Here is a 13906-nt window from a genome sequence, read left to right on the forward strand (position 1 = left end):
ATTTAGTACATGATTAAGCGATTATCCCTTTTACCAGCTTGCCGGCTACGTCCGTGAGTCGGTAACGGCGTCCCTGATGTCTGAAAACGAGTTTTTCATGATCCAGCCCCAACTGATTGAGTATCGTCGCATGGAAATCATGAACGTGGACAGGATCCTTGACAATGTTATATCCGAATTCATCGGTTTCACCATATACAATGCCAGGTTTAACCCCGCCGCCCGCCATCCAGACAGTGAAAGCCCTTGGGTGGTGGTCACGGCCATAATTATCTTTGGTAAGTGTCCCCTGGCAATAGTTTGTACGCCCGAATTCTCCACCCCATATCACCAGCGTTTCATCCAGTAAGCCGCGTTGTTTGAGGTCGGTAATTAAGGCAGCCGAAGCCTGATCAACATCCATGCATTGGCCTTTTATCTCGGTTGGAAGTCCGCCGTGACTATCCCAGCCCTGATGATATAGCTGCACAAACCGCACGCCCTGTTCGGAAAGCTTCCTAGCCAGAAGGCAGTTAGCTGCATAGGTTCCCGGCACCAGGCATTCCGGACCGTACATTTTCACGATAGATTCAGGTTCCTTGCCCATATCGGTGATTTCCGGAACCGCAGTCTGCATTCGGAATGCCATTTCGTATTGCTGTACTTTGGCCGTGATTTCGGGGTCACCAAACTCATTATAAGTTCCCTGGTTAAGTTCTGCTACCTTGTCGAGCATATTCCGGCGCTGTGTCCTGTCCATGCCTTCGGGATCATTGAGGTACAAAACCGGATTTTCGCCACTGCTGAACTGTACTCCCTGGTGAACAGAATCCAAAAAGCCATTGGTCCATAATTTGGAGTATACTCCCTGACCATTTCCCTTGCCGCGCGACAATAACACGCAGAAACCGGGAAGGTTTTGGTTTTCGCTTCCTAAGCCATAGCTCAGCCATGACCCAAAACTAGGCCGGTTGCCTACCTGCGCACCTGTTTGAAAAAAAGTAAGGGCAGGATCATGGTTGATCGCTTCCGTATTAAGGGTTTTGATAATGCAAAGATCATCAGCAATGCTTGCCATGTGAGGCAGAAGTTCGCTCATCCACGCACCGCTCTTTCCGTGTTGCTTAAAGTTAAAGATTGAACCCGCCAGCGGAAATTTTGCCTGGTTGGCCGTCATACCGGTTAATCGCTGGGTTCCCCGGATCGATTCCGGCAAGTCTTCACCATGCATCTTATTTAGCATGGGTTTGTAGTCAAACAAATCCAGCTGAGAAGGGGCACCATTTTGGAAAAGGTAGATAACACGTTTGGCTTTTGGCGCAAAATGCGGCAGGCCGGCCATCAGTGCATCGACGTCTCCTTCTCCGCCTGCACCTTTGAAAAGGTCAGGTATAAGAAGCGATCCTAGTGCGACGCTGCCTAGTCCAAGACTCAACTTGGACAAGAAGTGCCTCCGGGTAGTATTCATTCCGTAATCAAATATCTGCTTCTCCATGTTTTTTGAGCTATTAGCGTTTAGCTGTCAGCTTTTTTGCCTTTAAATATCTTTATCAATTCCAATTTCAATTCTGTACCCCACGATTCAATCTGATTTCATCAAAAGCCGTAGCTAACAACTTGAAAACTAGCTTTTTGTAATCGTTTCTTCCATATTGTACAAAGCATTGATCACCCTCATGAGCGCAGCCGCTTGTACGTCGTTCCTTTTCGCTTCGTGCGGGTATTCTCCCACATTCAGCACTTTGAACGCATGCTTTTTATCCTTCGAAAACATTGATAATTCGCTGTTGTAGTAGTCTGTTAACAGCTTCATTTCCCTGTCTGTCGGCTGTCGGCAAACAATCCGTTGAAACGAACTTCTAATGTTGTTTTCAACGTTGGTCGATTTCACTACCGTCCGTTCCGCGAGTACACGGGATGCTTCCAGCACAGTAGGATCATTGAGCATCACCAGTGCTTGTAAAGGCGTGTTCGTCTTCGAGCGTTTGATCTCGCAATGGTCCCGGTTACTGGCATCGAAAATGATCATCGAAGGCGGCGGGACTGTCAGTTTGATAAACGTATACATTCCCCGGCGGTACAATGCCTCGCCTCTGTCCTGCTGGTAGGTCCGTAACGTGCCGCGGCCAGAAGTGGCTGCTTCCCAAAGCCCTTTTGGCTGGTAGGGCTTCACGCTCGGTCCCCCTATTTTCGGGTTCAGCAGCCCACTTGTCGATAATACCATATCCCTCACCAGCTCAGCAGGTAACCGGTAACGCGGGCCACGGGACAAGAAAATATTATCAGGATCGGCTTTGAGCTTTTCTTCCGTAACCTTTGCCGACTGCCGGTAAGTAGACGATGTCACGATTTGCTTTACCAATCTTTTGATGTCCCAGCCGTGATGCATGAAGTCCACCGCAAGCCAGTCGAGCAATGCCGGGTTGGTCGGTAAATCGCCCTGCATTCCGAAATCACCTGTGCTTTTTACAATGCCCCGTCCAAAGAACTCCTGCCAGATCTGGTTTACAAAAACCCGCGCCGTCAATGGATTACTTTTGCTTGTAGTCCATTTGGCAAGACCCAGCCTGTTCTGCGGAAGTCTGAGGGTATCAAACTTCATGACCGCAGGAAGCGCCGAGGCAGTTACCACCCTTCCAGGTGCGTCATACACACCCCGATTAAGAATATGCGTGGGTCTGAGCGTATCAAGGTCGCCCATGACGGAGATCATCAGACTACTTGTGTCCGGCCTGTTAATGAAGGATAACAATGTTTTTGCTTCTTCATCAGAAACCGTCATGACCGGGTTTTTAGCAAGCTTTGTCTGCGAAATGTCGCCTTCAAAACCCTGCTCCCTCGAATTGTTAAAAAACGCGAACATCCGGTAATAATCTTCCTGTGAAATAGGATCATACTTATGGTCATGGCATTGCGCGCATTCTACCGTCAACCCTAAAACCCCGGTGCTGAAAGTTTTCGTTTTGTCAATATTATACTCGATCCGGTACTCCTCAGGGATTACGCCCCCTTCCTCTGTGTACTTATGGTTTCTGAAAAATGCGGTGGCCAGGATCTGCTCCTTGTTCGCATTCGGTAGCATATCCCCCGCTATCTGCCAGGAAAGAAACTGGTCATAAGACATATTCTTGTTGAAGGCATTGATGAGCCAGTCGCGCCATGGCCATTGCGTGCGATACTCGTCGTCCTGGTAACCATATGAATCAGCATACCTGGCTACGTCGAGCCAATAAACTGCCATTTTTTCACCATATGTTTTTTGCGCGAGCAGCTCATCCACAATCTTTTCGTATGCTTTATCACTTTTGTCAGATTCAAACTTCTTTTGCATTTCGACTGTCGGTGGCAGGCCTGTCAGATCTAATGCAGCTCTTTTCAGCAAATGGCTTTTGTCTGCTTCTTCGTTAGGTGCCAATCCAGCGCCTTCCATTTTCTGCAGCACAAACCGGTCGATTTCATTTCTGGGCCAGTCCTTATTTGAATTGGAAACCTCTGGCAAAGCTGGCAGTACCGGCACATTAAACGCCCAGTGTTTCTCGTATTTAGCACCCTGTTCTATCCACTTTTTTACCAACCCTATTTCATTTTCATTCAAAAGTCCCAAATGCGACTCAGGCGTCGGCATCTGGTATTCGGGGTCTACGGACGTGATCCTTTTGTATACTTCTGACTGCTCTGGTTTACCTGGAAAAATAGCGAAGCCTTTGCCGTCCTTTAATTTCGCATAGGCACTTTCTGCGACATCGAGTCTCAAACCCGCTTCCCGTTTTTTGGCGTCAGGCCCATGACAGGCATAACATTTGTCAGACAAGATCGGACGGATGTCAAAATTGTAGCTCACCGGGTTATTGCCCGATCCGGTCTGCATTGTCCCGTTCTTTTGAAAACACGAAACCGCCAGAAACGCTATCGCGCCAGACAATGCCGTTATAAGTAAAATATATCTTTTCATTTTATAATAATCGTTTTTACCTGGAACATTCAAACCTTTATTTCGCTATTGACATCAACCGAATTGAACAACTGCTCAATCTCTTCCAGTCTCTTTCCTTTGGTTTCAAACAACTTTATTTTGGCATACACAAATGAACAGGCGCAGAAAAATGAGAACACAAAAAAAGTATTTGCGATCCCCAACCCATCCCGCATAATTGGAAATAAAAGGTTAACGATCCAGTCGGAGACCCACATAGTCATAATACAAATCGACAATGCCGTCCCTCGGATATGCATTGGAAAAACTTCGGTTGCGATGACGAATTTCAACGGGCCGAGCGAGAACGCGAAAAACAAAAGGAACATCATAATACAGAGCAACATACCCCACCCGTTGACATGATACATAAAACAAATGCCTGTCAAAGCGAGTGCAACAGCCGACCAGAACGAGCCTATCAAATAGAGTGACCTGCGCCCCCAGGTATCCACCTTCCAGATGGCGATCAAGGTGAAAAGCATACTGGCAGTTCCCAGCATTACCTGATAAAGCAATGCGTCACTGATAACGATCCCAGCCGATTTCAAAACTGTCGGACCGTAAAAAATCACCCCGTTAATGCCACTGAACTGCGACAATGCAGTCAATATCATTGTCATCACGAGCAACCCTCGCAATGGAAACTTCATCAGTTCCTTTATACCTCCAGACTTTTGAGCTGCTACCTCTTTGATCGCTTCCAGTTCGAAACGCCCTTCTTCCTCACCGCTTATTTTGACTAATATATCCAATGCTTCCGTGTCCTTGCCATTCTTTGCCAGCCAGCGTGGGCTTTCAGGAACGATCGTCAATAAAAAACAAAACAGAGATGCCGGGATCACGCTCACAAAGAACATACCCCTCCAAACCTGTTCCACGAACAACCAATGAAACATTCCATTCCCGGTTCCGGCATGTTCGAACGCATATCGCTGCAAAAACAAATTGCTGATGTAAGCTGCCAGCACACCGATAGTGATAGCAAGCTGGTAAAAAGTAACCAACCCTCCCCGTTTTGAGGCAGGCGCTATTTCAGAAATGTAGAGGGGGGAAACATTGGACGCCACCCCAACGCCTACTCCGGCAAGTATCCGAAAAACGATGAGAACTGTATATGTACCTGACAACGAGAACCCCAGAGCCGCAATCAAAAATAAAATAGCTGAAATAAAAAGGACTTTCTTCCTTCCAATTTTGTCGCTGAGGTAGCCCGAGAAAGCAACGCCTGCAATACAACCTACCAGCGCAAATGAAACAAATAAACCCTCCTCAGCGGCGGACAAGCCATATTGTGCTCTAACCGGTTCGATAATGCCGCTTACTACCGCCATATCAAACCCGAAAAGGAAGCCTCCAAGTGTCGCAATAAGCGTGATCAGGGAGATAAAATGTTTCACCTGCTTTGTTTCCAATACATCATTTATTTAAAGTTAGTTATCACCGCGATCCCTCATCCACTACTTGCTTTGGGACAAGTTCAGGTTAATCAATTGTCCCTCCCATTCACTTAATGAGGCCCCGGTGCCATATACAATGCACAAATCCACTGTCTCGTCCGGACGTAGCATTCTGATCTTTTGCTCATCAAAAAACGGTGATAAATTATTTGAACTATTCATCAGTATTTGATTGAACTCGATCCCGGATTTAAGGCAGGCATTGATGTCATACCAAAAAACACTTTTATCTTTTTCTCTCAATGCAAGATGCAGCTGGTTCCGGACACTCTCCCAGGAACCCATAACAGCGCCGTCAATCTTCACCGCTCTTTTGTCGCATAATTGCCCGGCTAACATACTGGTATTGTAATCGGCTGAATAGCTTTCGACGTCGATCCCAACATCGCTGGGTCGATTTTCCAGTTTTGCGAGATGTGCCGCACCTGTTAAAATGCATTCCTCGGTGTCTTCGCAAAAAAGAATGCTGAGATCTTTACTCAGAGGGGCTAAATGTGCTGTTAATGAGTCTAAAAACAATGGGTTGGCCCTGGAAATATTCCCGCCGATTACCAACTCGTCACAATCAAATTTTTCCAGCCATGGCAAAAGAAATGAGCCCAGATTAACACCAAATTCCTTAAAAATACGCTTCGAGATCTCATTATCCTGCTTGGCAAGCTCCCGAACATCCAGAATGTCACGGCCTGTCGCCTGCTTGTATTTGTTATGAAACCACCGAGTGGAAAAATAATCATCGGCGATTGATGTTAGAAAAGGCTCATCGTAAAATGCGCCTGTTGCAGGAATTTCGGGGTGAGACGTCAGCAATCGTCCATTTTCCATAAATGCCGATCCGAACCCTGTCCCTAACGTAACAAAAACAGTCCGTTTGCTACTCAGGCTGGCACGGGCATAGGCACCGGCAGCGAAACAATGCGCATCATTTGAAAATTGGAACAATGTATCGGGTAGATCTGAGGCGTCTTTCAATGCCTGTTTCAGATGAATACCAAAAGTTGATTCAAACTTCCCGCCCACGTTGTGGATTGTGCTGACACCTTTCTGGTAATCGAAAGGACCAGGAAATGCAATTCCAACTTCCGCAACCGAAGTCCCATCATTCAGTGCTTCTCTGATACAATTACTGATCGCCTGAATAATATTAAATGCGGTATCGAAACTATTGATGTCCTTTCTCACCAGACGAAGGGGGAGCCTGCCAGTATCCGACGTTTCAATGACACTCGCTGTCACGTGACTTCCGCCGATATCCAACCCCAGACTCTTCATGAAAATGTTGTCAAATTGGTAATTATGGTACTTTGTATTATATGTTCAAATATACTAACATATGGTTAACTTACAATAAATTGTATTAATTATGATATTGAAAATATACAGTAATTATATCTTATTATCCTTATAATTAGCCATATAACAAATGTTTTGACAGTGAAAAATCATTGAAGGCTGCGCGTAAAACCTATAGTACTTTGATAATTAACAGTCCCAAACATAGCATTATGTATATAATGTATATACATACTCATAAATAGACCTACTGGCTAGCCTGGCCGAGCCCTATCGAAGTTTGTTAATAATATTCTCCCCTACTTTCTTCCCCTGCTTCGCACCTTCATCGACACTTTTCCGGTAATGAATTCCTCCGTACAAACGGCTGACAGATGCTTCTGCCGCAGCTTCCTGAAACGAATTAAAATGTCGTTGCATGCCAATATACTTGAGATCACTCGTGTCCTGAAATGCGAAACTGCCTCCATACAAGTGCGCCAGAACCGTGGCTGCGGACGCGGTGATGCTGCTGTGCCCGCTTGGATATTCCGGAAATGGCGGCGTTTGCAAAAAGGGCACAAAATCCCTACTGATCATTTCATTGATAACCGTTACAGGCCTAACGACGCTGCTCCGATACTTCTCGTCCCAGCAGGCAATAAAGGCGTCATACAATGCAATTGCCGTAAAAGCGTATCCCTGAGCCGTTTTTACCTGATCGGCCTTTGTTTGTTTTGCAGCAATGGCCGCAATACCCATCCAATGTCCGCCAGGTGTAATCTTCTTTTTGCCAATGGTGAGGTGCCCCGAATGCTCCATTACGAAAGGATTGTCGTCCCAGAATCGCGCTATTTCAATCTCCTTTTCGGTTAAATTTTTTCCTACCAAATAAACCTCCTTTGCTTGCCTGTAAAAGGCACTGTTGGTATCCGTGGTATATACTGGCGGCGGCGGTGGCGCAAACTGCGACGCAGAGTCAAGTGCCATAGGCATCATAGTATTCCAGCACCATTCCACCCCATCGAGGTAGTCGGGTGGTGTTGGCCTCCATTTTCCCGGGTCCGCGCTACCCAGGTATTTTGGTTTTCCGCGCGATTTCAAATAGCCGTCAACTTTTGCTCTTGCCAGGATGGTTTTCCCTATAGCATCTCCAAAAGCAACGGACCGCAGGTAGGTTGAATCGTCGAGGTTCTCCCTGAAATTGTTATAAACAGATTCTTCATATGCACTCAGTGAATCGACTGAAAACACCTTTACCATCCTCACGACAGTGAAGAATGCCTTGGTAGCTGCTAATGTGTAATTATAGGATTTGCCATTTTCGGGCTGAGGCATTTTACCAAATCCGTTGAGCTTTTCCGCTATAGACTGGCTTCCCTTTTTGTTAAAGCGCAACGCTTCGTAAGAAGCGAGGGAAGAATATACGTAGATGCGGGCCGCTACTGGCGGTGAAAATACATCATAAATAATCACTTGGGTAAGCATGTCCTGATTTTGGTGCAATATCTCCGGATCATCCATATTGAACCTTTTTCTTCGCACACAGCCCATTATCAGACTTAACAAAATGATCGAGATGCAAAGCGATTTTCCTGATATCTTCATACTCTTTATTGAAGTGAGATTACGGTCCGGAATATCAAAAATCGATTGTCCTTACCTGGCCGGTACCTTCAGTAACGAAAACCGACTTAACGTTTTTTCCGATACCGATAAATCTGGCTGATTGAGAAAGGAATGAGGAGCCGTAATTTACCTCCGCTTTCTGTGTTCTACCATCTGTGAATGTGATATCGGCACGTATATCTCCCGGATTCAGAAGGATCGTGTTCATTTTTTGTTTGAGTTCAAAAATCTTTAAAGGCCCTCTGTTTTGCCCTGCTGCGGCCAGATATCTCCCTTCCTTCCCCCTTAGTTTCACCAACGCTTTTCCATTGCCAGGAATAAAAATCCCGCTTTCGAGAATTGACTTTGCCACAAACCCCCCTTTACCATCGCCTTTAAGCATAAGACCATTTAACGCATCGTAACGTCCAATACTCACGTCTGTTCCGTAATCATTCGTGTTGATAATCAGGTCCAGGTTGCCATCGCCATCGAAGTCATCGGCTATCATGCCATTCAATGCCGACAATTGCGCAGTGAATGGTAAAGAGACCAATGTGAACTTGCCGCCACCATCATTCCTGCAATAACTAGAATTGAGGTTATTGGCCTTTAAAACCAATGCACCTTCCAGCTGCTCGCTTGTAAAAAGCTTGTCCATCGTTGCATTGGCGTACGTTTTGTAGTTTTGAAATTTGGCACGCATTCCAATCATCTGCTTCACCGCATCATCTCGCATATGCGCCGGATATTCTTTCCAGACCGGATCCTCCTGACTAGTGCGTATATACAAGGCCGGAAAGGCATCGTAACTACCGTTGTTGTCAAAGTCTTTGGCATAAATAGAGACCGGATGGTCTTCCGTTGCCTGAAAGAATGAGTTACGCCCAAGGTTTCCGACGATATAATCTGTATCACCATCGTTATCAAAATCACCGGGTGTAACGCTGTTCCACCAACCATTCTGACCTGAAATGCCGGTTGAGGCTGTTACATTCTTGAATTGTCCTTTCTCATTTTTTAAAAATGTGACGGGCATCCATTCGCCGGCCAGTATGAGGTCCGGCCAGCCGTCATTATCAAAGTCACTGAAAACTGCATCACACACTAATCCAATGTTTTCTAAAATTCCGGCTGTCTGCCTCGTAACATCGGTAAAAGTCACCTTGCCATTTTTCGAATCATTCCTGTAAATGAAACTAGAAACAGGTTTGGGATAATTCCATGGATCGACCCTTCCGCCTATAAAAAGGTCAAGATCGCCATCCTTGTCATAATCAGCAGCCCTGATACAAGATTTACTGGTAAGATTTCCAGGAAATGCCATGGAATCTAAGGCAAAGTTGCCTTTCCCGTCATTGACAAAAAACTGATCACGATAAGCCGACGTCCCGGATTTGGCATTATATCCACCTCGGGCAATGTAAAGATCCTGATCACCATCACGGTCTGCGTCGAACAGCAGCATTCCCATATCCTGATAATGCACATTCGGGTCCGCCCCAGGTGGCACAATCGATTTTTGTATAAACGAACCATTTAATTGTTGTATCAGCATAGTGGTACCAGAAGTGGAGCTTCCCCCAACCACAATATCATCCAGTCCATCCGCATTCAGATCTCCCGCAGCCAACGAAGGGCCATATTCGGAAAGTTTGTGGGGAAGTAATTTTTGAATGGTAAAATCAATATGATCCATTTGTGCGTGCACAAAGTTTACGCCCAGTGAGCGCGTAACATCCCGAAAGACAGCATCTTTCGCCAACGCAGTACGATTCCAGTCATAATTTTTGTCGGCATAGATTTTATCGACCTTCACGGTCTGGTCTGCATTTACTTTCGCCATCAGCTGCCTGCTGCCGTCAGGCCATTTGACAATCAATGAATCGATCACCGACACTGCACCAAGACCAAAATAGGGATTCAGCTGTACAGATGACAAGTAACCACGGTACGGTGTCTGCTCATAAGCCTGATGACCTCCGGCATAATACAGATCAATCCACGCGCCCATCCCGTCACGGTTCAGCGAATCACCTGTCAGTTGCACCGTTAGGTGATGCTTGTCGGCAGGCTTGGCATCCATCATCGTATTTTCATATAGTGAGGCTACGTCATTGATATTGTTTACAACCACGTCCAGATCGCCGTCGTTGTCCAGATCCGCATAGGCTGCGCCATTTGCAAAAGAGCTCGCGGTAAATCCCCAATTGTCCGAAACATCCGTGAATACGCATTCTCCCGCATTCTTAAATGCATAATTGTGCAGCTTGACCTCTGGTATCTGGCGCAATGTTTCTGTTTGCGAAGTCACAGGCGCAGCTTCCAGCCGGTAAGTCATGAAATCGTGATCGGTCACATCCTTTGGGAAACCATTGGTCACGATCAGGTCTCTCAACCCATCGTTGTCAAAATCCGCCACCAGCGGCGTCCAGCTCCAATCGGTCGCCGTGATCCCGGACAGATACCCAGTCTCACTGAAAATCGGATCTCCGATGGAGTCGTTTGAATTTACCCTCGGCCCCTGATTCACCTGGACCGTATTTCTTACATATTGATATTGGTATTTGTAAAAATCGTTCAGCTGAAATGACTGGTAACTGCCAGGCATCATCATCATTTTCTTGCGGTAATTGTCTTCAGGGTTCATATCCAGCTCGACAATATCGGAAAGTCCGTCGTTATTGATGTCGATCACATCCTGTCCCATTCCATTCGCAGAAGTGTGCTTGAAATAAGATGAGGCCTTATCCGTAAAGGTCCCGTCTTGATTGTTGATGTACAAAAGGTCATTTGAAATAAAATCATTACTCACAAAGATATCCTTCCAACCATCCCGGTTTATATCCGTAATATTGACACTGTGCCCATAGCCTTCGATCGTCACTCCCGCTTCGGTGGACACATTTGTAAATACCGGGTGTTTTAAAGCAGGATTAGGGTCATTCCGGTAAAGCCTGCCGGTACTAGGGAATGATCCATCTGTAATTTTTTGTTTGAATGTGGAAGGATCTACTTTTGGAACCATTTCATTCACAACCAGGTACACATCCAGATCACCATCATTGTCATAATCAAAAAAGCTGGCCATGGTGGTATGAGAAGTATCGTCAAGCCCGTATGCAGCAGCTGATTCTTTAAAGGTGACAGAACCGTTTTCATTCTTGCCCTGATTAATGTATAGCAGATTTTTTCTCTTCTCGGGGTTCCCGTGCACAGACGCACACACATACATATCCATCCATCCATCGTTGTTGATATCTATCACGGCTACCCCCCTGCACCATTTCCCGTCTCCGCCGACTTGAGCACTTTCCGTAATATCTTCAAACTGCATTTTACCTTTGTTCAGATACAGTTTATTGGAAACCATATTGCCGGTAAAATAGATATCCTGCAGCCCGTCATTGTTGAAATCACCGACTCCCACGCCGCCGCCATTGTAAACATTGATCAGGTTGATCGGATTGATCGTGTCATTCTCAATGATCCTGTTGCTGAAATCAATGCCCGAGTGATCCGACTCTATTAACTGGAAAAGCTTATCACTCTTTTTACAGGCACTACAAAACATCAGGGTTCCAGCAAAGAGAAATACGAGAATGGATTTCATATTAAAATCAAATGGTTTCAAAGACATTTTTTAGTACCTGTGTTTAAAAAAAACAATGGCGCGGCAATTGCCCGCCATTGGTTAAAAACACATTTACTAACTTTAATACCTATCTATAGATGTTTTCCTGTCAATATCCTGGGTTCTGTTTCAAGGTACCGTTACTTTTTCTGATCTCCGTATTGGGTATCGGGAATAGATAATAATAATCGCCCTTCCAAGGTTTTCTTACCTCTGCCTCTGGGATCACCCCATAGGTATACGTCAATTTACCCAGTGCATCCCCGGGCTTGGCACCACTCCAATCCATTGTAACTTTTGTAAGTCCCCTTACAGCAATGTCCACATTTCCCGGTGCAGCTTTCCATCGCATCAGGTCAAAGAACCGAGAGTCTTCCAAGTGTAATTCTATTGCCCTTTCATTTCGGTAATCCCGTACAAGGGCTGCTCCGGTACTCTTAATATCAGGCATATTTACAGAGGTTCTCTTCCTGACCTTATTAATGTATTCCCTTGCTATAGCCTCGTTACCCAACGCGATCTGGATTTCAGCATAGTTCAGGTAAAACTCAGTCAGTCTCATGAACACAACTACCTGATTATAATCATTATCAAAGCTAGCTCGAGGCCCGGCGAAATCATCGGTTTTTTTGAACGTATAACCGGTTTGCACTCTCCAGTGAAACGGTGTCAAACCTTTAACCCAATAGGTTTTAGAATCACGACCGAAATCAAAAAGGTTCTGCCCATTTTTGGGATCAACTTTATTAGGATTGATATAGGGCGGTGCGTTGTCCGCATTGGGGTTTGCATCTTCCCAATACTCGTAAAGGCGTTGCGTACTTTTAGAGCCGTCGATAATATTCAACGGACCCGCACCCGGGTAGATCACCGAATCGTAGAACCTTGGATCTCTGTTCTTTTCAGGTTGCTGAGGATCATATCCTGATGCAGCATTGACAGTCACACCATCCGCTGCATATGGATATTCGCCATTTGTCAATTGGAACATGTTCACGAAATTCTGGGTAGGAACAAGCCGTTGCTGGGCATCGAAACCGCTTGGCCAGAAGTCGTAATTATAACCCCATCCAGGAATTCTTGTTGCCGGTGTAAATGACTTCCCAAAGATAGTTTCGTCGGTTTTCAGTGGTTTTTTGAAAATTTCACTATACTGCGGATGCAGGGTGAAACCCAGATCAAAGATGGCTTTTGTGGCTGCTTCTGCGGCCTGCCATTTGGTTAGGTCGTTGCTTGGGTTATTCAATGGACTGGCCAGGTATAACAGGACGCGCGCCTTGAAAGCCAGCGCTGCAGCCTTGCTAACCTTCCCTGAACTAACGGGTTGACCATCCAAAAACCCGATCGCCAGATCCGCTTCTTTCAGTACAAATTGTGCGCATTCGTCAAATGTATTTCTGGGAACATCGAAGCTCTCCGAGTTCAGTTGAAAGCTGCTTTCGATGATCGGTACACCTCCGAAAGTACGCATCAGTTCAAAGTACATCCACGCCCGTAAAAAATGCACTTCGCCTTTCATCGGATCAAGTGTTTCGACCGGTATGGTGGAACTTTCGATGTTTTCAAAAAACACATTGGCTTTCCTTATAAAGCTGTATTCATAGTCCCATAGCGGCGTTGCGGCCGGTAGTCCGTTTACAATTGACGCCAGATCATTAACATTATCGGCTGTCAGGTTACCTTCCAGATAATTACGGATACCTGCGGACCGCTCGTGTGTTTCAGGCTGGTTTACCGCAATATCTGTCAGCGCGTCATATCCTCCGGTTCCGGGAGCCCAAGGTGGTTTTATTCCGTTATAAACGTTGTAAACGTAGTTTTGCAAAAATACGGGATCATTGAAAACTGCATCATCCGAAATGGCATCCAGCGGCTTCTTATCCAGCACATTGCAAGAGTTGGTAGTAGCGATGATACCAATGAATGCTAGCGTCATTGCTCTCTTTACCAGTCTGTTTGCTATTAAATATTTCATAGGTT

The 13906-nt window shown here is 45.7% G+C and carries 7 protein-coding genes; all 7 read right to left on the reverse strand.

The genetic code is table 11. The features are described from left to right. Positions 1 to 13 precede the first annotated feature (13 nt). Positions 14 to 1474, reverse strand: coding sequence for a DUF1501 domain-containing protein (locus tag AC1XUD_RS18385; protein WP_483362505.1), 1461 nt, complete (start codon positions 1472 to 1474; stop codon positions 14 to 16). A 129-nt stretch (positions 1475 to 1603) separates the two neighbouring features. Further along, entirely contained in the window at positions 1604 to 3931 is a 2328-nt protein-coding gene (locus tag AC1XUD_RS18390) for a PSD1 and planctomycete cytochrome C domain-containing protein (protein WP_483362506.1), read from the reverse strand. Between the two features lie 29 nt (positions 3932 to 3960). After that, positions 3961 to 5367, reverse strand: coding sequence for a sugar porter family MFS transporter (locus tag AC1XUD_RS18395; RefSeq protein WP_483362507.1), 1407 nt, complete (start codon positions 5365 to 5367; stop codon positions 3961 to 3963). Between the two features lie 45 nt (positions 5368 to 5412). Beyond that, positions 5413 to 6684 carry an ROK family protein gene (locus AC1XUD_RS18400; protein ID WP_483362508.1) on the reverse strand — a complete coding sequence of 424 codons (1272 nt, stop codon included), beginning with the start codon at positions 6682 to 6684 and terminating at the stop codon, positions 5413 to 5415. A 291-nt stretch (positions 6685 to 6975) separates the two neighbouring features. After that, positions 6976 to 8292: a vanadium-dependent haloperoxidase gene (locus AC1XUD_RS18405; RefSeq protein ID WP_483362509.1), complete on the reverse strand. Its 1317-nt coding sequence runs from the start codon at positions 8290 to 8292 to the stop codon at positions 6976 to 6978. A 34-nt stretch (positions 8293 to 8326) separates the two neighbouring features. Then, a complete protein-coding gene (locus AC1XUD_RS18410; RefSeq protein ID WP_483362510.1) occupies positions 8327 to 11905 on the reverse strand; it encodes a VCBS repeat-containing protein in 3579 nt (1192 codons plus the stop codon). A gap of 130 nt (positions 11906 to 12035) precedes the next feature. After that, positions 12036 to 13901, reverse strand: coding sequence for a RagB/SusD family nutrient uptake outer membrane protein (locus AC1XUD_RS18415; protein ID WP_483362511.1), 1866 nt, complete (start codon positions 13899 to 13901; stop codon positions 12036 to 12038). Between the last annotated feature and the right edge of the window lie 5 nt (positions 13902 to 13906).

This window comes from Dyadobacter sp. HNCC25DJ184 (genome assembly GCF_056895215.1).

Bases quoted from the DNA above. Each gene is read 5' to 3' on its own strand.
- AC1XUD_RS18400 (WP_483362508.1), bottom strand. From the start codon at position 6,684: ATGAAGAGTCTGGGGTTGGATATCGGCGGAAGTCACGTGACAGCGAGT.
- AC1XUD_RS18410 (WP_483362510.1), bottom strand. From the start codon at position 11,905: ATGAAATCCATTCTCGTATTTCTCTTTGCTGGAACCCTGATGTTTTGT.
- AC1XUD_RS18385 (WP_483362505.1), bottom strand. From the start codon at position 1,474: ATGGAGAAGCAGATATTTGATTACGGAATGAATACTACCCGGAGGCAC.
- AC1XUD_RS18390 (WP_483362506.1), bottom strand. From the start codon at position 3,931: ATGAAAAGATATATTTTACTTATAACGGCATTGTCTGGCGCGATAGCG.
- AC1XUD_RS18415 (WP_483362511.1), bottom strand. From the start codon at position 13,901: ATGAAATATTTAATAGCAAACAGACTGGTAAAGAGAGCAATGACGCTA.
- AC1XUD_RS18405 (WP_483362509.1), bottom strand. From the start codon at position 8,292: ATGAAGATATCAGGAAAATCGCTTTGCATCTCGATCATTTTGTTAAGT.